The 23,989-nt window shown below is 71.1% G+C and carries 13 protein-coding genes and 1 pseudogene; 8 read left to right on the top strand and 6 right to left on the bottom strand.

Features of this window, described 5'->3' with window-relative positions; genetic code table 11:
• Positions 1-56: 56 nt before the first annotated feature.
• Both ACWDVB_RS05610 and ACWDVB_RS05605 read left to right on the top strand, forming a co-directional pair.
• On the top strand, positions 57-1,196 hold the full coding sequence (locus ACWDVB_RS05610) for a pectinesterase family protein (protein WP_451514161.1): 1,140 nt from the start codon (positions 57-59) through the stop codon (positions 1,194-1,196).
• Positions 1,197-1,282: 86 nt separating this feature from the next.
• A complete protein-coding gene (locus tag ACWDVB_RS05605; protein WP_451514162.1) occupies positions 1,283-3,154 on the top strand; it encodes a rhamnogalacturonan lyase in 1,872 nt (623 codons plus the stop codon).
• 18 nt (positions 3,155-3,172) lie between these two features.
• Here the strand turns inward: ACWDVB_RS05605 and ACWDVB_RS05600 are convergent, their stop codons facing one another.
• Entirely contained in the window at positions 3,173-5,488 is a 2,316-nt protein-coding gene (locus ACWDVB_RS05600; RefSeq protein ID WP_451514163.1) for a WD40/YVTN/BNR-like repeat-containing protein, read from the bottom strand.
• A 53-nt stretch (positions 5,489-5,541) separates the two neighbouring features.
• Positions 5,542-7,410, bottom strand: a pseudogene (locus tag ACWDVB_RS05595) (glycoside hydrolase family 48 protein); the annotation flags it as partial.
• Positions 7,411-7,810: 400 nt separating this feature from the next.
• Between ACWDVB_RS05595 and ACWDVB_RS05590 the strand changes: the two are divergent.
• The 4 genes from ACWDVB_RS05590 to ACWDVB_RS05575 all read left to right on the top strand — a co-directional run bounded on the left by ACWDVB_RS05590 (position 7,811) and on the right by ACWDVB_RS05575 (position 12,849).
• Complete coding sequence (locus ACWDVB_RS05590) at positions 7,811-8,947, top strand: glycoside hydrolase family 5 protein (protein WP_451514164.1); 1,137 nt, start codon at positions 7,811-7,813, stop codon at positions 8,945-8,947.
• 17 nt (positions 8,948-8,964) lie between these two features.
• Positions 8,965-10,335: a glycoside hydrolase family 6 protein gene (locus ACWDVB_RS05585; protein ID WP_451514165.1), complete on the top strand. Its 1,371-nt coding sequence runs from the start codon at positions 8,965-8,967 to the stop codon at positions 10,333-10,335.
• A gap of 132 nt (positions 10,336-10,467) precedes the next feature.
• Complete coding sequence (locus ACWDVB_RS05580) at positions 10,468-11,475, top strand: LacI family DNA-binding transcriptional regulator (protein ID WP_451514166.1); 1,008 nt, start codon at positions 10,468-10,470, stop codon at positions 11,473-11,475.
• 183 nt (positions 11,476-11,658) lie between these two features.
• A complete protein-coding gene (locus tag ACWDVB_RS05575) occupies positions 11,659-12,849 on the top strand; it encodes a S8 family peptidase (RefSeq protein WP_451514167.1) in 1,191 nt (396 codons plus the stop codon).
• Here the strand turns inward: ACWDVB_RS05575 and ACWDVB_RS05570 are convergent.
• Genes ACWDVB_RS05570 through ACWDVB_RS05555 form a run of 4 tightly spaced genes read right to left on the bottom strand, consistent with a single transcriptional unit; the run spans position 12,831 to position 18,466 of the window.
• Entirely contained in the window at positions 12,831-14,840 is a 2,010-nt protein-coding gene (locus ACWDVB_RS05570; protein ID WP_451514276.1) for a beta-galactosidase, read from the bottom strand. The two genes, ACWDVB_RS05575 and ACWDVB_RS05570, sit on opposite strands and share 19 nt — an antisense overlap.
• A gap of 8 nt (positions 14,841-14,848) precedes the next feature.
• Positions 14,849-15,775: a carbohydrate ABC transporter permease gene (locus ACWDVB_RS05565; protein WP_451514168.1), complete on the bottom strand. Its 927-nt coding sequence runs from the start codon at positions 15,773-15,775 to the stop codon at positions 14,849-14,851.
• Positions 15,772-16,788 carry an ABC transporter permease gene (locus ACWDVB_RS05560; protein ID WP_451514169.1) on the bottom strand — a complete coding sequence of 339 codons (1,017 nt, stop codon included), beginning with the start codon at positions 16,786-16,788 and terminating at the stop codon, positions 15,772-15,774. Before ACWDVB_RS05560 ends, ACWDVB_RS05565 begins: the two co-directional genes overlap by 4 nt.
• A gap of 1 nt (position 16,789) precedes the next feature.
• Positions 16,790-18,466 (bottom strand): extracellular solute-binding protein, encoded by a 1,677-nt coding sequence (locus ACWDVB_RS05555; protein WP_451514170.1) that lies wholly within the window; start codon positions 18,464-18,466, stop codon positions 16,790-16,792.
• A gap of 287 nt (positions 18,467-18,753) precedes the next feature.
• Here ACWDVB_RS05555 and ACWDVB_RS05550 point away from each other — a divergent pair, with 287 nt between their 5' ends.
• Together ACWDVB_RS05550 and yicI are read left to right on the top strand one after the other, a co-directional pair.
• On the top strand, positions 18,754-21,681 hold the full coding sequence (locus ACWDVB_RS05550; protein WP_451514171.1) for a glycoside hydrolase family 3 C-terminal domain-containing protein: 2,928 nt from the start codon (positions 18,754-18,756) through the stop codon (positions 21,679-21,681).
• On the top strand, positions 21,678-23,963 hold the full coding sequence (yicI, locus tag ACWDVB_RS05545) for an alpha-xylosidase (RefSeq protein ID WP_451514172.1): 2,286 nt from the start codon (positions 21,678-21,680) through the stop codon (positions 23,961-23,963). Before ACWDVB_RS05550 ends, yicI begins: the two co-directional genes overlap by 4 nt.
• Positions 23,964-23,989 lie beyond the last annotated feature (26 nt).

Here is a 23,989-nt window from a genome sequence, read left to right as displayed (position 1 = left end):
CAGTCGACACCCCAGCCACCCGATTCGACCGAGCCGCACCGCGAAGGAGCATCTCCATGCCCTCGCCCCACCCGCACACCCCTCTCACCCGCCGCTCCCTGCTCGCCGCGGGCACCGGCGCCGCGCTCGCTCTTGGCGCGTCCGTCCTGGCGCCGCCCGCCTCGGCCACCGCATCCCGCGGCCGCCCCTTCGGCCGCTACGGCTCGCCCGCCGCCCGGCTGGTGGCCCGGACCCTCTACGTTCACCCGCGCCCCGGCACCGGCGACTTCACCCGCGTCCAGGCCGCCGTGGACGCGGTGGGCGGCCCCGGCTGGACGGTCGTCGTCGCCCCGGGGACGTACAGAGAAGTCGTGAAGGTCGCCGCCGGGCACACCGGCCTCACTCTCGTCGGAGCGAGCGGCGACCCGCGCGACGTCGTCATCGTGTACGACAACGCGGCCGGCACGCCCCGGCCGGACGGCGGCGGCACGTACGGCACGTCCGGTTCGGCGACCGTCACCGTGGAGGCCGACGGGTTCACCGCGCGCGACGTGACGTTCGCCAACGACTGGCTGCGGGCCGAGCACCCCGAGATCGTCTCCGGGACGCAGGCGGTCGCGCTCAAGGCGACGGGGGACCGCTCGGCGTTCTTCCGCTGCCGTTTCCTCGGCCACCAGGACACGCTGTACGCCGACACGAGGGCGCTCACCGCCTTCGCCCGGCAGTACTTCCGCGACTGCTGTGCCGAAGGTGACGTCGACTTCGTCTTCGGGCGGGCCACGGCGGTCTTCGACGGCTGCCGGTTCCACACGCTGCACCGGACCGACCTGTCGGGCGCGCCGTTCGGCTTCGTGTTCGCGCCGAGCACCGCGCTCGCCAATCCGCGCGGGTACCTCGTGGTGAGGTCCCGCGTCACGAGCGGAGCCCCGGACGCGTACTACAAGCTGGCCCGCCCCTGGGTCCCGTCGTCCGACCGGAGCGCGAAGCCGATGCTGACCGTGCGCGACTCGCGGCTCGGCGCGGGCATCGACGCGGATGCGCCCTACGGCACCATGGCGTCGGGCCACCCGTGGCAGAACCAGCGCTTCGCCGAGTACCGCAACACCGGCCCAGGCGCCGCCGTCACCGACCCGGCCCAGCGACCTCAACTCACCCCGCCGGAAGCCGCGTCGGCCACGCGCGAGAAGTACCTGGGCGACTGGAGGCCGTACGCGTAGGAAGAGGGCCGGGCGGCAACTCCCGGGCGGACCGCGGCGACTGACGGGGTAAGTCCCGCAGCACCCACCCCTCCCGGGAGGCCCCCGTGCGCAACCCGCTTCATCACCGCAGACGCAGGACGACGCGCCTGGCGTTCGCCGCCGCCGCAGCCGGGGCGGTCGCCGCCGCCGGGCTCGTCGCGCTGCCCGGGGCGTCGTCGACGGCGTCCGCCGCACCGGCCGCCCGGCAGGCCGAGCGGCTCGACCGCGGCGTCGTCAGCGTCCACAACGGCGGCGGCAACCTGGTCAGTTGGCGCTGGCTCGCCGCCGACCCGACGGATGTCGCCTTCAATGTCTACCGGGGCGGTACGAAGGTCAACGCGTCGCCCGTCACCGGTTCGACGAACTACTTCCACTCCGGGGCGCCCGACTCGGCCGACTACACCGTCCGCGCCGTCGTGGGCGGCGTCGAGCGGGGCGACTCGGTGCACGCCGTCCAGTTCCGCGGCGGGTACAAGGACGTGCCGATCAGCCCGCCCGCGGGCGGTTCCGGCTACACGTACGAGGCGAACGACGCGTCCGTCGGCGACCTGGACGGCGACGGCGCGCTCGACTTCGTACTGAAGTGGCAGCCCACCAACGCCAAGGACAACGCGCAGGCCGGCGTCACCGGCAACACCGTCATCGACGGCATCAAGCTGGACGGCACCCGGCTCTGGCGCGTCGACCTGGGGCGCAACATCCGCTCGGGCGCGCACTACACGCAGTTCCAGGTGTACGACTACGACGGCGACGGCAGGGCCGAGGTGGCCATGAAGACCGCGGACGGCACCGTCGACGGCACCGGCAGGACGATCGGCAGCGCGTCGGCCGACCACCGCGACGCGAGCGGGTACGTGCTCGCAGGGCCCGAGTTCCTGACCATGTTCGACGGCCGGACCGGCGCCGCCATGCAGAGCGTCGACTACGTCCCGGCGCGCGGCAACGTCGCCTCCTGGGGCGACGGTTACGGAAACCGCGTGGACCGCTTCCTCGCGGCGACCGCCTACCTGGACGGCTCACGGCCGTCCCTGATCATGGCGCGCGGCTACTACACGCGCAGCGTCATCGCCGCCTGGGACTGGCGCGACGGCCGGTTCACACGCCGCTGGACCTTCGACACGGACTCCTCGACCAATACGGGCAAAGGGTACGACGGGCAGGGCAACCACAGCTTGTCCGTCGCGGACGTCGACAAGGACGGCAAGGACGAGATCGTCTACGGCGCCATGACCGTCGACGACAACGGCCACGGGCTGTGGACGACGAAGCTCGGACACGGCGACGCCGGTCATGTCGGCGATCTCGACCCGTCCCGCGCCGGACTCGAATACTTCAAGGTGTCCGAGGACAGCTCCAAGCCGGGCTCCTGGATGGCAGACGCCCGCACCGGACAGATCCTGTGGCGGACCGCGTCGGGCGTCGACAACGGCCGCGGTGTCTCCGCCGACGTCCACGCGGGCTCCCCGGGCGCGGAGTCCTGGTCCGCGTCCGACACCACCCTGCGCTCGCCCTCCGGCGCCTCGGTCGGGCGCGAGCCGTCCAGCGTCAACTTCCTGAGCTGGTGGGACGGCGACACCACCCGCGAACTGCTCGACGGCACGCGTGTCGACAAGTACGGCACCGGCGGCGAGACCCGCCTGCTGACCGGCGCGTCCGTCTCCGCCAACAACGGTACGAAGGCGACGCCCGCGCTCTCCGGCGACATCCTCGGCGACTGGCGTGAGGAAGTCGTCTGGCGCACCTCCGACAATCGCGCCCTGCGGATCTACTCGACCCCACACCAGACGAACACCCGGATCACGACCCTCCTTCAGGACACCCAGTACCGCACGGCGCTGGCCTGGCAAAATACGGCCTACAACCAGCCCCCGCACCCGAGCTTCTTCATAGGAAACGGAATGGCGACCGCGCCACGTCCCACGGTCGCCACTCCCTGAACCCACCGGCCCGTACGGCTACCGGGCCGCGGTGTCGCCATAGACGATGCCGCGGCCGTTCGTCGCCACGTACACCCGGCCGTAGATCTTCGGGTCGCCGGTGATGGCGGCCCCCGTCCAACCCCACTGATGCCGCGCGTCGTTGACGCGCACCCAGCTCGCGCCCGCGTCCGTGGAGCGGAAGATGCCGCGCACGCCGCCGATCTTCGCGCTGGTGTAGAGCGTCTGGTACGAGGCGCCGGGCGCCGCCTTGCCGAAGCCGATGGTGTCGGCCTCCTGGACGCCGCCGACCTTGGTGAAGCTCGTACCGCCGTTCGTGGAGTGCCACAGGCCGTAGGTGCCGCCCGCCTTGCCGCCCGCGAGCCAGATGTCACCCTTCTTGCCGGGTACGGCCTGGAACTTCACGGGCCCCTCGGTGGGCAGGCCCGCCGACGCCTTCGCGGTGAAGGTGCTGCCGCCGTCCGAACTGACGTAGAACACACCGGACTTGAAGCCGTAGAACCTCTTCGGGTCGACCCGGTCCGCCTCGACCACCGCGCCCTGCGGGATGCCCTTGGCGGCCGTCCACGACGACCCCGGGCCGGAGGCGGTGTGCACGCCCGCGCCCTCCGGGCTCCACACGAAGCGGCTCCCGTCGGCCGCCGCGGCGACGGTGCCGCCGCCCGTGACGCCCGAAGGCTCCTGCCCGCCCGTCCAGGTGGCGCCGTTGTCCGTGGAGAAGGCCACGCGGGGCGCCGCGTCGGCGTTGCCGGACCGTACCACCGTGTTCGGCTTGGCCGCGGCGTAGTCGAGGCTCGTCGTGGACGTGAAGTTCGGGGATGTGTACATCAGCGGTGGCACCTTGGTGACGTCCGTGTGGCGGAAGCCGCCGATGTCGCCGAGCGCGCTGAGCAGCGGCGCCCCGGACGGGGGAGCGGCGAGGTCGTTGACGGCGGTCTCCTCCAGGCCCTTCACCATGGGCGTGATGGTGAACTTGCCGCCCGCGGCGTCCCACTTGGTGAGGTCCTCCGTGCCGTAGACCGTGGCGCCCGTGCCGTACATCATCCGGTCCGAGTCGAACGGGTCGATCTCCAGGGCCTCCGTCATCCATCCGAGCTTCGGGGTCTGCTCGGGCGGCGACGGGTTCGCGCCCCAGGACAGCCAGGGGACGGAGGAGATGTCCATGGTGTAGCGGTTCTCGCGCGTCGGGTACGAGGAGTAGCCCCACGCCGACGTCCAGTTGGCGCCGCTGTCCTTGGTGCGGAAGATCTGCGTGTCGGGCCACCAGGAGCTGTAGCCGGTGACCATGACGGTGCCCGGGTGCTGCCGGTCGACGGTCAGCCCGCTGAAGCCGTAGTGCGTGTCGGACTCCGCGACCGGGCTGATGTTCTTCCACTCGCCGGTCCTCGTCGCGTACCGCCAGACCTGTCCCTTGCCGCCGTCGTAGGGGCCGGCCCGGTCGCTGTACGCGAGGTAGAGATAGCCGTTCTCCGCGTCGAGGACGCCCTTGTGGGCGAGCAGACCGGTCGGCTGGCCGGCGACACGCGTCCAACTGGCTCCGCCGTCCGTCGACTTGTAGACGGAGTTGTCCTTGTCGGCGACGCCCACATAAAGCGTCTGTGTCCTCGTGTCGCCCGACCCCGTCGACTCGTCGAACGTGACCCAGACGATGCCCTGGTTGTCGGAGTTGTAGCCGCTCGTGTCGCTCGGGTCCTGCTGGAAGTTGCCGGGGTTGGGGAAGTTCGTCACCTGCCTCCAGGTGGCGCCCGCGTCCGTGGAGCGCCACAGCCCCTTGCCGCTGGGCGCCCCCAGATAGAGCACGTCGTTGTCGTGCGGGTCGACGGCCAGGCGCTCGCCCATGCCACGGCCCGGCATGTTCCCGCCCAGCTTGAACGGCAGGTCGGCCTTGCGCCAGGTCTCGCCCCGGTCGGCGGAGCGCAGCACGGCGCCGTTGCCCGGATCCCAGTCGTTCGTGTACGTGCCCACCGCCGCGTACACCCGGTCCGGGTCGACGGAGTCGGACGCGAGGCTCACCACGCCGGTGTGGCCCCAGTCGTCCCAGCCGACCGAGTCGAGCAGCGGCTTCCAGGACCTGGCGGACTCCTGCCAGCGGTAGGCGCCGCCGATGTCCGTGCGGGCGTAGGCGAGATCGCGTTCGGAGCGGTTGAAGACGATGCCGGGGACGAAGCCGCCCCCGTCGACGCGCACGTTCTTCCAGTCGTACGTCTCGGCCGCCGCGGCAGCCGGGGCGTGGTCGTCGGCGGTCGCCACCGGACCGCCGACGAGCAGTCCGCCGAGCAGACCGAGGAGAGCGGGAAGTACGCGCGCTCTGTGCGCGCGGGGCACAGCAGGCATGGTGGAGGGTCCCTTCGCACGTCGGACGGGGAAGACAGGGGCGGCCCCGGGGATCAGGGCTCCAGGAGCTCCGCGTACGCGCCGATGGCCAGCGCGACATCCACCTGCGCCCAGAACCGGTGGTACGTGAAGGTGGGCGCGTTGCCGCCCGCCAGATACGCCTGCACCTTCGACCAGTCGGGGTCCTTCTTGTAGAAGGAGCGGATGGAGAGGAAGGTCGACGAGGAGTTGACCGGGTCGCCGTTCGGCATGGTGCCGTTCCAGCCGCCCGGCACGTACACCGCGTCGTCGAAGCGGTTGTAGTCGGCCCGCTTCTCCGCCACCGCGACACCCCGGGCGTCCTGGTGGTGCGTCCACATGCCGTCGAGCAGCGCCTTGGCGGTCGCCTTGGCCCGGGCGTGGCCGGACCTGGCCGCGTAGTAGACGAGCGTGCGCGCGTAGGCGCCCGCGACGCCCACGTCGTTGGTGCGGTCCACGACCGAGACGTGCAGTCCCGCGTTGGCCCCCGGACGGGACGGGTTCCAGGTGTCCGGCTTCCCGGACCAGCCGAGCGTCGAGGGGAAGAGGTACGTCCCGTCCGCGTTGACGGTCGTGTGCGCCAGCGCCCAGTTCACCCACTTGTCGAGGACGGCCTTGGCGTCCGCCGCGCCCGTCTGGTGGTAGTACTCGGCGACCCGCTCCATCGACCACGCCTGGAAGCCGAACCACTGGTTCGACGGCGGGTCGTGGTAGACGGGCTTCTCGTCGTAGTACATGCCGTAGAACGTGGGCGTGCCGGCCGGGGGTGTCGCGTAGCGGCCCTGCCAGCTGTTGGTCGCGCCGCCCGCGATGGCGCCCTCGGTGGACTGCAGCCAGCGGTAGAACTCCAGCTGCCGCTTGAGGCTCTGCGCCCAGTCCGCCTTGCCCGTGGCCGACTTGGGCGCCAGGGCCGCGTACGAGGAGAGGGCGTGCGCGGCGAGGGGGTTCTGGTAGCCGCCGTGGCTGTGGCTGCAGCCGATGCGCCAGGCCCAGCCCGCCGAGGTGTCCAGGGCGCCGCCCCACGCGTAGTACCAGGACAGGAGGTAGTGCGCGCTGTTCTTGCCGCTGCCGGGCGCGCAGCCGGAGGGCGACGTGCAGTCGCCGACCTTCTTGAAGTACTTGTCGAACATCGCGTAGCGCAGGTAGTCGCCCATCTTCGCGGCCTTCGCGACGGTCGCCGCGACCTGCGCCTGCCTGCCCTGCGCGGTGGCCCACTTGTGCGCCCAGTACGCGGCCTGCACGGCGCGCGCGTCGGCGTCGGGCGCGTTGGTGTACTTCCACTGCCTGGCGTACGAGGCGTCGCCGGTGAAGAGGTCGAGGTAGCCGTTGCGGCCGCCGTAGGCGAAGTCGTCGCGGCACGGCTGCGTGACCGTCTCCCAGACCGACTCCTGGGGGCCGCGCTGGAAGGTGTTGATGTACGTCGGGGCGGTGCCCGAGCCGCCGAGGCCGTATGTGTTGTCGACGTCTTGGAGCCAGTGCATGCCGTAGATGTCGTCGGTGCCGTACGCGCCGCGCAGCTCGGCCGCGAGGGGGTCGGCGCCGGCGGCGACGGACGGGTCGAGGCGGGCCGGGTACTGGGCGGGAACGTCCCATTCGGGCGCGTACGTAGCCGGTTTCGACGCATTGTAGAAACTGTTCGTCGGCTGGTCCGCGCGCGTGGGGATCATGAATTTCTCCATGGTTTCCCACGCCGTGTTGAACCGGCTCCAGTCGCCCGTGACCTTGCCGTACATGGCCTGTAGCCATATCAGATAGCTGTACGCCTCCGAGGTCGTCTCATGCCCGTGATCGGGGGCTTCGACAATCAGCGTCTCGACGGAGTGGTACGGAATGCCCTCCGGCGAGAAATAGCCGTTCGCGGGATTTGTGATCTTGCCGTAGAGATCGAGGAAGCGCTGCTCGTACGGGGTGGCCGCAGCCGACGATTCCCCGGCGTGGGCCTGCTGAGCTGCGGGGTCGAGCGTCGAGAGGACCGGCATCGCGGCCGCTGCCGCGCCGATGGCCAGTACGCGACGGCGGCTGACGGCCTGTCTGGATTCGGCCGGGTCAGGTAAAGAGTGCATGCGGGTGCCCTTCTTTCAGAGATCTTCCAGAGACCTTCCCGGGATCTGCCAAGGGGGATGGGAGCGCTCCCAAAGTCCTTCCGTGACTTGGGGTTGTCAAGGGTGCTCGCGCGCATCGAGTTGTCGAATTCATTCGACGGGGAAGGCGCGGAAGTTTCTTGGGGAACCCGGCAACCTTTTCTCTTCCCCGCGGTGACTTCTCGTCAGGCACCTGTGATTACCGACCGACAAGGAGACGCTCATGGGACATTCCCGGCGGCTGTTCCGCACGCTCGCCGTGCTGGCCGTCCTGCTCGTCGCCGGCGGTCTCACCACACCGGCGTCCGCCCTCCCCGTCGCACCCGCGCTCCCCGCCGCGGCCGCGCCGCCGCCCGTCCTGCACGCCGAGGGCAACCGCCTCGTCGACGAGCAGGGCACCGCCCGCCGACTCCTCGGAGTCAACCGTTCCGGCGGTGAGTTCGCCTGCGTCCAGGGCTGGGGCATCTTCGACGGCCCCGTCGACGACGCCTCCGTGCAGGCCATCGCGGACTGGAACGCCAACACCGTACGCATCCCGCTCAACGAGGAGTGCTGGCTCGGCACCGCCAACATCGACCCCCGCTACCGGGGCGCGAACTACCGCTCCGCCATCGACGCGCTCGTGCGGCGCGTCCAGGCCCACGGCATGACCCCGATCCTCGAACTGCACTGGTCGTACGGCCAGTACACCGGCAACTCCGCCGGCTGCCACGACGTGCACGCCGGCTGCCAGAAGCCGATGCCCAACGCCGCGTACACCCCCGCGTTCTGGACCTCGGTCGCGACCGCCTACAAGGACGACCCCGAGGTCGTCTTCGACCTCTTCAACGAGCCCTACCCGGACCGCGCGACCCCCACCACCGCCCAGGCGTGGACCTGCTGGCGCGACGGCGGCACCTGTCCCGGCATCGGCTACGAGGTCGCCGGGATGCAGGACCTCCTGGTCGCCGTACGCAAGACGGGCGCCCGCAACCTCGTCCTGGCCGCAGGCATCGCGTACTCCAACGACCTCAGCGGCTGGCTGCGGCACGCGCCCCACGACCCGGCCGGCAATCTCGCCGCTGCCTGGCATGTCTACAACTTCAACACCTGCTCCGACGAAGCCTGTTGGGACCGCACCCTCGCCCCCGTCGCCGCCCGCGTCCCGCTCGTCGCGGGCGAGGTCGGCGAGAACACCTGCGCGCACGGATTCACCGACCGCGTCATGAAGTGGTTCGACGACCGCGCGCTCTCGTACCTCGGCTGGACCTGGAACGCCTGGGACTGCTCATCGGGCCCGGCCCTGATCCGCTCCTACGACGGCACACCCACCCCGTTCGGCATCGGGCTGCGCGACCATCTGCGCGCCCTCGACACCTGAGAGGCACCGGACCCCACATGAGCCGCACACGCATACGCACCCACCAGAGATCGCGCACCCTCCTGCTCGCTCTCTCCACCCTGCTCGCCGTCAGCGGCGGCACCGCCGTCGCCCTGACCGGCGAGAGCGGCGGGGCCGCGGCCGCCGCCCGCGTCGACAACCCGTACGCGGGCGCCAAGGTGTACGTGAACCCCGAGTGGTCGAAGAAGGCCGCCGCCGAGCCGGGCGGCAGCGCCGTCTCCCAGCAGCCCACCGGCGTCTGGCTCGACCGGATCGCCGCGATCGCGGGCGGCAACGGCAAGATGGGGCTGCGCCAGCACCTCGACGCGGCCCTGCAACAGCGCGCCGGAGTCGTGCAGTTGGTCATCTACAACCTGCCCGGCCGGGACTGCGCGGCCCTCGCCTCCAACGGTGAACTCGGCCCCACCGAGATCGACCGCTACAAGCGGGACTACATCGACCCGATCGCGAGAATCCTCGGCGAATCGAAGTACGCGAACCTCCGCATCGTGACGACCGTCGAGATCGACTCGCTGCCCAACCTCGTCACCAACACCTCGGGCCGCCCCACCGCGACCCCCAACTGCGACGTGATGAAGGCCAACGGCAACTACGTGAAGGGCGTCGGCTACGCCCTCAAGCAGCTCGGCGCCGTCCCCAACGTCTACAACTACGTCGACGCCGCCCACCACGGCTGGATCGGCTGGGACGACAACTTCGCCGCCTCCGCGCAGCTCTTCCGGCAGGCCGCCACCGCCGAGGGCAGCACCGTCGACAACGTCCACGGCTTCATCACCAACACCGCCAACTACAGCGCGCTGAAGGAGGACCACTTCAGAATCGGCGACACCGTCGGGGGCCGCTCGGTCCGCGAGTCGAAGTGGGTCGACTGGAACCGCTACACCGACGAGCTGTCCTTCGCCCAGGCCTTCCGCAACCAGCTGGTGTCCACCGGCTTCCGGTCCGACATCGGCATGCTCATCGACACCTCCCGCAACGGCTGGGGCGGCACGGCACGTCCCACCCGGCCGGGCCCGGCGACGGACGTCGACTCCTACGTCAACGGCGGCCGCTTCGACCGCCGCATCCACCTCGGCAACTGGTGCAACCAGTCCGGCGCGGGCCTCGGCGAACGCCCGAAGGCCGCACCGGAGCCCGGCATCGACGCCTATGTGTGGATGAAGCCGCCGGGTGAGTCCGACGGCTCCAGCAAGGAGATCCCGAACGACGAGGGCAAGGGCTTCGACCGGATGTGCGACCCCACCTATGAGGGGAACGCCCGCAACAACTACAACAGGACGGGCGCCCTGCCCGACGCCCCGCTGTCGGGCCAGTGGTTCTCGGCCCAGTTCCAGGAGCTCCTGAAGAACGCGCACCCGGCGGTATAGCCGCCCGGCGGGGCGCCCCGCCCCTGCTCAGCGGAGTCGAAGCGCTTCGACTCAACGTGTGGACAGGCCAAGGGCGCCCCCTTAGGGTCGGTCGCACCGTCACCGTCCCGTCGCCCAACCCAGGAGAGCCGCATGGTCACCCTCGCCGAGGTCGCCAAGCACGCCGGAGTCTCGGCCAGCACGGTGAGCTACGTCCTCAGCGGCAAGCGGTCGATCTCGACCGGCACCCGGGAGCGCGTCGAACGCAGCATCCAGCAGCTCGGCTACCACCCCAACGCGGGCGCCCGCGCCCTGGCGAGCAGCAAGTCCAACGTCATCGCCCTGATGATGCCGTTGCGCACCGACATGTACGTACCGGTGATGATGGAGATCGCCATCGCCGTCGCCACCACGGCCCGCACCCACGGCTACGACGTGCTCCTCCTGACCGGCGACGAGGGCCCCGCGGCCGTGCGCCGCGTCACCGGCAGCGGCCTCGCCGACGCCATGATCCTCATGGACGTCGAGCTGGACGACGAGCGGCTCCCGCTGCTTCGCGGGAGCACGCGGCCCGCGGTGCTCATCGGTCTGCCCGCCGACACCGCTGAACTCACCTGCGTGGACCTCGACTTCGTGGCGACGGGCGCGCTCTGCGTGGAGCACCTCGCCGGGCTCGGCCACCGCGACATCGCCGTCATCGGCGAGGCCCCCGCCGTCTACGAACGGCACACCGGCTTCGCCGAGCGCACCCTGGACGGGCTGCGCGGCAAGGCCCGCGAGCTGGGGGTGCGGCTGCTGCACCGACCCTGCGAGGCGGGGTACGGGCCGACGGCGGCCACGCTCGCCCGGGTCTTCGACGAACGCCCCGGCACCACGGGCCTCGTCGTCCAGAACGAGTCGGCCGTGGAGCCGCTGCTCGGTCTGCTGCGCCAGCAGGGCCGCGCGGTGCCCGAGGACGTGTCGGTGATCGCGGTGTGCCCGGACCAGGTGGCCCTGCACGCGTCCGTGCGGCTCACCTCGGTCTCCATCCCCGCCGAGGAGATGGGCCGCAGGGCCGTGGAGCGGATCGTCGCCAAGCTGGCGGGGCGGACCGAGGACGACGTCACGCTGATCGCCCCCCGACTGACGGTGCGGGCCAGCTCGGGAAGCGCCCCCGCCTGACCCGCCCGCGTCCGGCGAGGCATCCTTCTCGCCTTCGCAGCCGCGCTCTTCGCGACGGGGGCGCGTTCGCGATTCGCTACCGCAAGTGGTCACATCACTCCTGAGGGTGATGTTCCGATGTGGGCGCGGACTGCTTCTCTTGCAGGAGTCCCTTGTGGCACACACTCCCGATCGGAGTACTGAATGAGGCTCTCCGCCCGCTGTGCTTGCGCGGCGCTGATCTTGCTGCTCCCCCTCGCCGCCGTCCCGGCCGCGGCCGCCCAGCCGAGCCCGAAGGAGCCTGCGCGCTCCACCCCCGCACCACTGCGCACCACGTCGGCCCCCATCCCGGACCACTACATCGTCACCCTGCGGTCCGACACCGCCGCGACGGCCACCAAGGTCACCCGGCAGGTCGGCGTCACCCCGCTCCACGAGTACGAGCGCGTGCTGAACGGCTTCGCCGCCAAGCTCGACGCGACCCAGCTCGCGGCCGTGCGCGGCCTTCCGGACGTGGCGGCCGTCGAGCAGGACGCGGTGGTCACCGCCGACCCGCAGCGCTCGGACCGCATCCCGGCCGCCAGCTGGGGCCTCGACCGCATCGACCAGCCCTACCTCCCGCTCAACCAGCAGTACAACGTCGGCAGCACCGGTGCCGGCGTCACGGCGTACATCCTCGACACCGGCATCGACTACGGCCACGCGGAGTTCGGCGGCCGTGCCAGGCCCGGCTTCGACGCGATGGGCGACGGCAGGAACGGCCAGGACTGCAACGGTCACGGCACGCACGTCTCGGGGACCGTCGCCGGGGCGAACTTCGGAGTGGCCCGGCAGGCGGGCCTGGTCAGCGTCCGCGTCCTCGGCTGCGACGGAAGGGGCTCGTACGCCGGGATGATCGCCGGCATGGACTGGGTGGCGAAGAACGCCAGGCAGCCCGCGGTCCTCAACGGCTCCCTCGGCGGCCCGCGGAGCGACGCCCTCAACGCGGCCGCCACCGCGCTCTCGGACCGCGGTGTCCTGCCGGTGGTCGCCGCGGGCAATGAATCGGCCGACGCGTGCGGCGTCTCGCCCGCGAGCGCCGACCGGGTGCTCACCGTGGGGGCCACCGAACACCAGGACCAGGAGACCAGCTTCTCCAACTACGGCCCCTGCCTGGACGCCTACGCCCCCGGAGCCGCCATCGTCTCGGCCAGGCTCGGCGGCGGGAGCACGGCGCTGAACGGCACGTCCATGGCCAGTCCCCACGTCGCCGGTGTGGCCGCCCTCGTCAAGTCGCACCACCCGTCGGCGACCCCCGGCCAGGTGTACAACTGGATTATCGACAAGTCGGTGAAGGACATCCTCACGGTGACCAAGTCCTCCCCGAACCGCCTGGTTCAGACCGCCGGCCTCTGATCGCCGGCCTCCGACCGCACGGCCTCCTCCAGGACGGCCACCCCGTACCGCCCGAGGGTGATCGTCTCCTCGACAGCCCGGCCGGTCAGCAGTTCGCGGTGGCGTCCGGGCACCGCGACGCTCACCTCGCCGCGGCCGTGGTGGAGGAGGAACAGCAGGGCGCCGCGGCGCACGGCCTCTACTTCCCGGGGAAGCCCGGCGAGGGGAGGCCGTGCGCCTGCGTGTGCCGCGGCCCGGGCGAGCAGGTCGCGCAGGGCGGACGGTGCGGGGAGCGTGGAGACATACCAGGCGCGGCCCCGGCGGAGCACCGCGGGGAGCCCGTCGAGTTCACCGTCCCGGTAGCGGGCCTCCACCGCCGCGTCGTCCTCGGCGGTCAGCTCCTCCGACCACAGCGTGCCGCTGAACACCCCGCAGTCGACGCTCGCCTCCGGCTCCAGCGGCCACCACTCCTGCACGGTACGGATGCCGAACAGGGCGCGCAGCCGGGCGTCCATGCCACCGGGCCGCACCCGGTCGTCCTCGTCGGCGACCCCGGTGAAGAAGCCGCAGACGAGGGTGCCCCCTTGACGTACGTATGAGACGAGGTTGTCGATCGCCTGGTCGGTGAGGAGGTAGAGGTGCGGGACGACGACCATCTTGTACGCCGACAGATCGTGCTCGGGGTGGGCGAAGCCGGCCGGCAGATGCGCCTCCCACAGAGCGGCGTGCCAGGCGCGCAGCACCTCCGCGTGGTCGAGGCGGGCGGAGGGGCGGCCGTCCTGCTGCCCCGCCCACCAGGAGTCCCAGTCGTGCAGCACCGCCACCTCGACGGGCACGCGGGTGCCGCTCACCTTGCCGCCGACCAGCGCCAGTTCGGCGCCGACGCGCTTGACCTCCTGGAAGGTGCGGCCCTCCGCCCCGGCGTGGCCGAGCATCCCCGAGTGGAACTTCTCGGCGCCCTGCCGGGACTGGCGCCACTGGAAGTAGCAGACGGCGTCGGCGCCGCGCGCCACGGCCTGCCAGGACCAGAGGCGGCCCAGGCCCGCGGGCTTGGGGTGGTTCACGCCGCGCCAGTTGACCGGGCCCGCCGCCTGTTCCATCAGCATCCACGGGCCGCCGCCCGCCTCGGAGCGGGTCAGATCCTGGACGAGCGCGCCGTACTGGCCGCCCAGCGGGTCCTTGGGGTCGGGGTAGAGGTCCACCGACACCACGTCCTCCTGGGCGGCCCACTTCCAGCCGTCCTGGCCCGACCAGAGCGGCATGAAGTTGGTGGTGACCGGCAGCTGCGGGGTGTGGGAGCGGACGATGTCGCGTTCGGTGAGGTAGCACTCAAGCAGGGCGTCCGACGTGAAGCGCTTGAAGTCCAGGACCTGTGTGGGGCTCTTCATATAGTGGGCGCGGCGCGGCGGCAGGACCTCCTCCCAGGCGTCGTAGTTCTGACCCCAGAAGGCGCTGCCCCAGGCGGAGTTGAGCGACGACAGCGATCCGTACCGGCCCTGGAGCCAGCGGCGGAACGCGGCCGCCGCCTCGTCGCCCCAGTCGTAGGTGCAGTACTCGTTGTTGATGTGCCACATCGTGAGCGCGGGGTGGTGGGCGTAGCGCGCCGCCAGGGCCTCGGTGATGGCGGCGGCGTACCGGCGGTAGACGGCGCTGGAGTGCGCGAAGTGCTGGCGCGAGCCCCACCACTCCACCTGGCCGTTCTCGTCGCGCGGCAACGTCTCGGGGTGGAGCCGGCCCAGCCACGGCGGGGGAGAGGAGGTCGGTGTGGCGAGGACCACGCCGATGCCGTGCTCGTGCATCAGATCCATCAGCCGGTCCAGCCAGCCGAAGTCCCGTACGCCCGGCCGGGGTTCGAGCTTCGCCCAGGAGAACACGCCGAGCGTGACGGAGTTGACCCCGGCCTCCCGCATCAGGCGCGCGTCCTCTGCCCAGATCTCCTCGGGCCACTGTTCGGGGTTGTAGTCGCCGCCGAACAGGATCCGGCCGCGTGTGGTGTCGTTCAGGGAAGGCATCGTCCGCATCAGCCCTTCACCGCGCCGGTGAGCATGCCCTGCTTGAAATGCCGCTGCACGAACGGTGCGAGGACGGCGACCGGGAGCAGCGCGAGGACCATCACGGCCATCTGGATGGCGAGCGGCGACAGGTGCCCGGTATTGATCGCCTGACTGAGGCCCGTGGGCCGCTGCTGCTTGATCACCAGCTGCTGCATGACGTTCTGCAACGGCATCATGTCCGGGTCGCTGAGGTAGATCGAGGCGTTGAACCACGCGCTCCAGTACCCCACCGCGTAGAAGAGCGTGATCACCGCGAGCACCGCGCGGGACAGCGGCATGACGATCCGCCACAGGATGCGCAGGTCCCCGGCCCCGTCGATGCGGGCGCTCTCGATCAGCTCCTGCGCCGTGCCCATGAAGAACGCCCGCAGGACGAGGATGTTGAAGACGTTCAACGCGCTCGGCAGGATCAGCGACAAATAGGTGTCGGTGAGTCCGAGGCCCTGCACCACCAGATAGGTGGGGATCAGCCCGGCCCCGAAGAACATCGTGGCGACGATCAGCAGCAGGATCGGGCGGTGCAGCACGGACCCGGGGCGCGAGAGGCCGTACGCGCACAGCACGGACACCACCATGCTGAAGAGCGTGCCGACGACCGTGACGCCGACGCTGACCAGCGTGGCCCGCGAGACCTGGCCGCCGCCGAGCAGCTCCTGGTAGTGGAGGAAGGTGACGCCCCGGGGGATCACCACCAGGCCGCCCGTCTCGGTGATCGTCCTCACCGAGGAGAGGCTGGTGACGACCACCACCCACACCGGGAAGAGGACGGCCAGGCAGACCAGCGTCAGCGTCACGCCCTTGGTGGCGAGCCCGGCCCGGGTCGGCGGCTCCTCCCACACCGGCCGCAGACCCGTGCGGCTGCCCGGCTTGATGCCGAAGTCGAGCACGCTCACCGCTTGTACACCCCCTGTTCGCCCATGAGGTGGGCGGCCTTGTTGGCGCCGAGCACCATCAGCAGGCCGAAGACGCCCTTGACGATGCCGATGGCGGCGCCGTAGCCGAAGTTGCCGTTGTCCAGGCCGGTGTTCCATACGTACGTGTCGAGGACTTCCGACGCCGTGGGGCCCACCGCGGTGCGCTGGAGCAGGATCTGTTCGAAGCCGACGGTGAGCGCGTTGCCGACCTGGAGGACGAGGAGCAGGGCCACGACCGGGCGCAGCGCCGGCAGCTGGATGTGCCACATGCGCCGCCAGCGGTCCGCGCCGTCCATCGCCGCCGCCTCGTACAGGTCGGGGCTGACCGCGGCGAGCGCGGCGAGGAAGACGATGACGCCCCAGCCCGCGTCCTTCCAGACCATCTCGAAGGTGACCAGGAACTTGAACAGGCCCGGGTCGGTCATCAGGTCGAAGCCGTCGTGGCCGTGGTCCCGAAGCACCTGCGCGACCAGGCCCGCCCCGCCGAACATCTGCTGGAAGACCGTGATGACCAGGACCCAGGAGAAGAAGTGCGGGAGGTAGAGGATCGCCTGGGCGACGGCCCGCACCCGGGGGCGTACGAAGCTGTTGATGAACAGCGCGAGCAGCACCGGCACGGGGAAGAACAGCGTCAGCTGGATCGCGAAGATGGCGAGGGTGTTCCTGACCGCCTGCCAGAACAGCCGGTCCTCCACCATGTGCCGGAAGTGCTCGAAGCCGATCCATGGACTCTGCGCCATCGCCTGGAACGCGTTGTCCGCGATGTAGGGGTCGTAGTCCTGGAAGGCGACGACATTGCCCATCAGCGGTACGTAGTTGAAGAGGAGCAGGAGCAGCAGCGCGGGCAGCACCATCAGGAGCAGGACGCGGTCGCGGCGCAACCGGTGCCGGAGCGGGACGCGGGGCGCGGACTTCCTGGCCGGGGGCGCGTCGTCGGCGGGCTCGGGTGCCCGCTCCGCGGCGGCGCGGGGGCGAGCCGTGCTCTGTGCCATGTCAGGACGCCGAGTCGCCGGTCTCGTCGAGGAGCTTCTTGTACCAGTCGCGCAGCTTGTCGCCGCCGCCCGACTTCCAGTCCGAGGCCGCCCGCCGCACGTCGGAGACCTTTTTGCGGCCGCGTACGACGTCCTTCTCCAGGTCCTCGAACTCGGCGTTCAGCTCGGTGTACCGCGTCGGCTCGATGATCATCATGCCGTGGAAGAGCGGCTTCTTCGTGTGCGCGCCCTGGCGCTGCTGCCACTCGACCATGCCCCGGGTGACGTCCGGCAGATCGGCGTAGGCGACGAAGGGCGCGGGCGAGGCCAGATACTCGTACGTCGAGAAGACCTCGTTGTTGCCCTTGCCGTTCTTGGTGAGGACGCCGTCCTCGAAGGTGTGGTGGACGCCCTCGACACCGTACATGCGAAGCCGCTGCTCCTTCGAACCGTAGGGCGCCGCCGTGTAGTTGGCGAGGGCGAGGATGTCGCGGACGGTGTTCTCGTCGGCCTTCTCGCTGATGAACGTCCAGATGTCGGCGGGCGGGCGCGCGTACAGGGTGGGTGCTCCGCCGTCGGGTGCGAAGTAGTCGAACGCCTCCATGCGGAACTTCTTGTTGTCCACGCGCTGCACGGCGGCCTTGCCGTACCAGTCGGAGAGGTCCTGGCAGTACATCCAGACCTTGCCGGAGGCGCACAGGTCACCGATGCTGCCGGTCTCCGCCTTCGCGTCGGGGTGGACGAAGCCCGCCGAGTAGAGCTTGCGCGACCACTCCAGCGCTTCGAGGTACTCGTCGGTCTCGTAGCGGTGGACGAGCTTGCCGTCGACGAGCTTCCAGTAGTACGGCTTGTCCGGCAGCACGCCGAAGATGGCGAACGCCGACCAGCTCATGTCGCCGCACGCCCACACCTTGCTCCTGGGGGCGTTGAGCTGCTTGCACAGGTCGTAGAACTCCTGGGTGCTCCTCGGCGCTTCGAGCCCCTCCTTCTCGAAGAGGTCCGTGCGGTAGAAGGGCGCGATGTTCGGGGCGGTGGGGGCGGGCATCGGCAGGCCGCGCAGCTTGCCGCCGAAGACCGAGCGCTGCCAGGCACCCGTCGGGATCGCGGCGAGGTTCGGATACTCCTTCACCTTGTCGCCGCTCAAGTAGGGGCCGAGGTCGGCGAACTTGTTGGCGATGGCGCTCGGAATCTTGCCGGTCAGCTCCCAGCCGGGCACGACCACGGCGTCCGGCACGCCGCTGGAGGCGAGGACCGCGCCCAGCTTCTGGCCGTACGTGTCGCCCTGCTGGTTGCGCCAGTTGACGCGGACGCCCGCGGCCTCGTCCATCGCGGTCCAGTAGGGGTTGCCCTGCTTGGGCACGTTCCCCCAGATCGGCGCCATGACGGTGAACTCGCCGCCCTTGCCGAGCTTTTCGGGGACCGCCGTCTTCAGCTCGGCCGCGGGCAGGGCCTTGGTGAAACCCGCGGCCGAGCCGTTCTTGGCCGGGATGTCCGGACTGACGAGGTCCGACGCGACGTACGCCGGGAGCAGGTCCTTGAGCTTCCTCCCCGTCGTGGTGCCCTCGTTCTTCGAACCGCCGCCCCCGCAGGCCGTCAGCAGCGGGGCCCCGCCGGCCGCGGCGAGCACCGCGAGCCCGGAGGAGGCGAGGAAGGTTCTCCGGTTCGGACCGGAGCCGGTGGAGGGGGAGTTCGGCGTCATTGCGTCAACCCTTCGTGGCGCGCGCCCGGGCATACGGCGGTGACCGCCGGTCGGGCTTTCGAAGCGCTTCGATGTTGCTGGGAGATTAAGTGAACGCCAGAGCTGTAACAAGGGTCTGTTCTGAATTTGCCAGAGGGGTACGGAGGTTGGCGGGCGCGTGCGGTGCGGCGGGATCTGAGGATGCTCCGCGTTCCCTGGCTTGACATGGGCATCGGGTAACGAAGAGCATCGAAGCGCTTCGAGGAGTACGCCGTTCCTGCTCCACCGTCCGCCGAGGGGACCCGCACGTGACCGAGAGCCCGCCGCCGTTCCGCGATCCGGGACTTCTGCCGGACAAGCGCGTGGACGACCTGCTGTCCCGGCTGACCGTCGACGAACGCGTCGCCCTCCTCCACCAGTTCGCGCCCGCCGTCGACCGGCTCGGCATCGCGGCGTTCCGCACCGGCCAGGAGGCCCTGCACGGCGTCGCCTGGATGGGGCCCGCGACGGTCTTCCCGCAGGCCGTCGGGCTCGGCGCGACCTGGAACGACGACCTGGTGCGCAGGGTCGGCGAGGCCGTCGCCGTCGAGACGCGGGCCATGCGCTCCCGCGACGACCGCGTCGGCCTCAACGTCTGGGCGCCGACCGTGAACCTCCTGCGCCACCCGCTGTGGGGCAGGAACGAGGAGGGCTACGCGGAGGACCCGCACCTGACCTCGGCCCTCGCCGCCGCGTACACCCGCGGCCTGCGCGGCGACCACCCGACGCACTGGCGCACCGCGCCCGTGCTCAAGCACTGGCTCGCCCACAACAACGAGACGCGCCGGGACACCACGAACTCCTCCGTCCGCCCGCGCGTCCTGCACGAGTACGACCTGCGCGCCTTCCGCGGCGCCGTCGAGGCGGGCGCGGTCGCCGGAGTGATGCCGGCCTACAACCTCGTCAACGGCCGCCCCAACCACGTATCCCCCTATCTGCGCGGACAGTTGAGGCGCTGGGCGGACGGAGAGCTGCTCGTCTGCTCCGACGCGGGCGCGCCCAGCAACCTCGTCGACTCCCAGCACTACTTCGCCACCCACGAGGAGGCCGTCGCCGCGGCGCTCGTCGCGGGCGTGGACAGCTTCACCGACCACGGCACCGACCCGCACATCACAGTCGGTCGCATCCAACACGCCTTGCGCATGGGCCTGTTGACTGAGGCCGACATCGACGCGGCGGTACGCCGTCACCTCACCGTGCGCCTGCGGCTCGGCGAGTTCGACCCGGACGGCGGGCCGTACGGGGCCACGGGCCCGCGCGACTTCGACACGGTCGAACACCAGGCGCTGGCCCGCGAGGCCGCCGAGCAAGCCGTCGTCCTGCTCAAGAACGACGGGCTGCTGCCCCTCGCGCCCCCGGCGGACGGCGCCCGTGTCGCGGTCGTCGGGCTCCTCGCCGACGAGTGCAAGACCGACTGGTACAGCGGCACCCTGATCCGCCGGGCCACCGTCCTCGACGGGCTGCGCGCCCGCTTCGGCGGCGAGCGGTTGAGCTACGCCGAGGGCGTGGACCGGGCGCGCCTGAAATGTGCGGAGGGCTGGCTGCGGGTGCCGGGGTCCTCCACCGCCGCCCAGGCCGGAGTGGCCGCCGGCGCCCTCGACCCGGCGCTCGTGGCGGGCCGCACCGACCTGCCACCGCTGACCGTCTGCCCGGACGCCGCCGCAGCCACCGAGTTCGCCCTCGTCGACTGGGGCGAGGGCGCCTGGACGCTGCGGGCACCCGACGGGCGCTACCTCTCCGTCGCCGACGACGGCTTCGTGCGCGCGTCGGCGGACCAGCCGGGTGGCTGGGTCGTACAGGAGACGTTCGCGCTGGTGGAACACGGGGGCGGGCAGGGGGTGGGCCACGGGGGCGGCGAGCATGGCGGTGGGCACCTCCTCAGGCACACAGGGACCGGTGGGTACGTCTCTGTCGCCGCCGACGGCGTGAAGGTTGCCGCACAGGGGGAGGCTTTTCCGGCCGAGCGCGCCGCGCTCTTCACGGTCGAGTACGTGGAGCGCGGCGAGGACGCCGTGGCCCGTGCCGCCGCCGACGCGGACACCGTGATCGTCGTCGCCGGGAACGACCCCCACATCAACGGCCGCGAGACCCAGGACCGCACCACCCTCGCCCTGCCGCCCCACCAGGAACGGCTGTGGCGCGCGGCCCGCGCCGCCAACCCCCGCACCGTGCTCGCCCTGGTCAGCTCCTACCCCTACGCGGTCGCCGACGCCCACGCCGAGCTGCCCGCGCTGCTGTGGACCGCGCACGGCGGCCAGGCCGCGGGCACCGCGCTGGCCCGCGTCGTCGCCGGTGACGTCTCCCCGGCAGGCCGCCTGCCGCAGACCTGGTACGCCGCCGACACCGATCTGCCGGACCTCCTCGACTACGACATCATCGGCTCCCGGCAGACGTACCTGTACTTCGACGGCACGCCCCTCTACCCGTTCGGGCACGGCCTCGGCTACTCCGCCTTCACCTACGAGGACCTGACCGCCGAGCGCGACGGCGAGACGCTGCGCGTCGCGTTCACCCTCACCAACAGCGGGGCCGTCGCCGCCGAGGAGGTGGCGCAGCTGTACATACGGGCGCCCCGCGGACCCGTCGCCCTGCCCCACCGGACACTGGCCGCGCACCGCCGAGTCCCTCTCGCGCCCGGCGCCCGGCGCCGTCTCGAATTCCGGCTGCCCGTCGCCGACCTGGGCTTCTGGGACGTACGCCAGGACCGCTGGACCGTGGCCCCCGGCACGTACGAACTGCTGGCCGGTGCGTCCAGCCAGGACATCCGGCTCGTCACACCGGTCGGGATCACCGGCGAACCGCTCGCCGCCAGGCCGGTACTGGAGGCCGGCCTGGCGGCGAGCGGTTACGACACGCAGCGCGGCACCGAGATCGTCGACCGGACGAAGACGGTGGGCGACGCCGTGCGCGCCGCGGGCGACGCGGCGGGCGAACTGCTCTACGAGGGCTGCGACTTCGCGGGCGGAATCAGCGCCGTCTCCGTCGAGGCCGCGGGTGAGGGCGCCGTCGACCTCATCGCGGGCAGCACCGCCACCACCGTCACCGTCCCGCCGACCGGCGGGGCGTACCACTACACCCTCAATACCTCGGACTTCGCCGCGTCCGGCGTGCGTGACCTGCGCGTACGGCTGCGCGGCCCCGTCCGCCTGGCACGGATCACCTTCACCGCCGCCGCACCACGGGAGGACGCCGCATGAAGTTCACCGACGGCTTCTGGCTGATGCGTGACGGGGTGCGTGCCTCGTACGCCACCGAGGTGCGCGACGTGCGCGAGGGCGAGGGGCGGTTCACCGCGTACGCCGCCGTCCAGCAGGTCCGCGAGCGCGGCGACACCCTCAATTCGCCGCTCATCACCGTCGAATGCTTCTCGCCCGCCGAGGGCGTGATCGGCGTCCGGGCCACCCATCACGCCGGGAAGGCCGCGCACGGACCGGAGTTCGCGATCGACGCCACCGGGAACGCCGGACACATCGTCCGCGAGGGCGGCGTCACCGAACTCGTCAGCGGCCCGCTCACCCTCCGCCTGGACACCGCCGGGCCGTGGGGGCCGGAGTTCCTCGACGCCGAAGGCCGGCGGCTGACCGCCGTCGAACGCAGGGGCACCGCCTTCGCCACCGCGCCGGACGGCACCCACCACATGGTCGCCCAATTGGCCCTTGGTGTAGGCGAGTGCATCTATGGTCTGGGGGAGCGCTTCACCCCGTACGTCAAGAACGGGCAGAGCGTCGACATCTGGCAGGCCGACGGCGGGACCAGCAGCGAGCAGGCGTACAAGAACATCCCCTTCCACCTCTCCTCGCGCGGCTACGGCGTCTTCGTCAACCATCCGGGGAAGGTTTCGTACGAGATCGGCTCCGAAGCCGTCGGCCAGGTGCAGTTCAGCGTCGAGGACCAGACGCTGGAGTACTACGTCGTCGCCGGGCCCACACCCAAGGACGTCCTGCGCCGCTACACCGCGCTCACCGGGCGGCCCGCGCTGCCGCCCGCCTGGTCGTTCGGCCTCTGGCTCACCACCTCCTTCTGCACTCCGTACGACGAGGAGACGGTCACGTCGTTCGTGGACGGCATGGCCGAGCGCGACATCCCGCTCTCCGTCTTCCACTTCGACTGCTTCTGGATGCGCGAACACCAGTGGACGGACTTCCGGTGGGATCCGGACGTCTTCCCCGACCCGGAGGGCATGCTGCGCAGACTGCGCGAGCGCGGTCTCAAGATCAGCGTGTGGATCAACCCGTACATCGCGCAGAAGTCGGCGCTGTTCGACGAGGCGCGTGAGGCGGGACACCTCGTGCGGCGTCCGAACGGCGACATCTGGCAGTGGGACCTGTGGCAGCCCGGCATGGCCCTCGTCGACTTCACCGATCCGGCCGCCCGCGCCTGGTACGCCGACAAGCTGCGCGGCCTGCTCGACCAGGGCGTGGACTGCTTCAAGACCGACTTCGGCGAGCGCGTCCCCACGGACGTGGTCTGGCACGACGGCTCCGACCCCGAGCGCATGCACAACTACTACACGCAGCTGTACAACAGCACCGTCTTCGAACTCCTGGAGAAGGAGCGCGGAGCCGGTGAGGCGGTGCTGTTCGCGCGTTCCGCGACAGCGGGCGGCCAGCAGTTCCCCGTCCACTGGGGCGGCGACTGCTTCGCCTCGCTCGGTGCCATGGCCGAGTCGCTGCGCGGCGGCCTCTCGCTCTCACTCAGCGGCTTCGGGTTCTGGTCGCACGACATCGGCGGCTTCGAGGGCACGCCCGACCCGGCGGTCTTCAAACGCTGGCTCGCCTTCGGGCTGCTCTCCTCGCACAGCCGCCTGCACGGCAACGTGTCGTACCGGGTGCCGTGGGCGTTCGGCGAGGAAGCGGTCGACGTGGCCGGGAAGTTCACCAAGCTCAAGCACCGGCTCATGCCCTACCTGTACGGGGCTGCCGTCGAGGCCCATCACACGGGCGTGCCCGTGATGCGGCCGATGCTCCTGGAGTTCCCCGACGACCCGGCCTGCCGCACCCTGGACCGGCAGTACATGCTCGGCCCCGACCTGCTCGTCGCCCCGGTCTTCACGAGCGACGGCGACGTGGAGTTCTACGTCCCCGAAGGGACGTGGACCCACCTGCTCACCGGCGAGAGCGTCCAGGGCCCCGGCTGGCACCGCCAGACCCACGGCTTCGACAGCCTGCCGCTGTACGTACGACCGGGTGCGCTGCTGCCGCTGGGCGCCGACGAACAGCGCCCCGACGGCGACTGGCTCGACGGCCTCACGCTGCTCGCCACCCCCGACACGGCGTACGACACCGAGATCACGGTGCCCGACCTCGAAGGACGGCCCGCGGCGGTCTTCCGCGCGACGCGGCACGGCGACGGCGTCAGAGTCCTCGCCCTCGGGTCCCGCCGCCCCTTCCAGGTGCGCACGGTGGACGGGCGCGCGGCCGCCGACGGCGTGGGGGAGGTGACCCTGCCCGGTGTCCTCACGAACGGAACGACCAGCTAGAGTGCACGATTCCGCAAGGGAGACAG

This window comes from Streptomyces sp. NPDC003379 (assembly GCF_053589195.1).
Note: the sequence above shows the minus strand (reverse complement) of the source record. Positions and strands in the feature narration are given on the sequence as shown.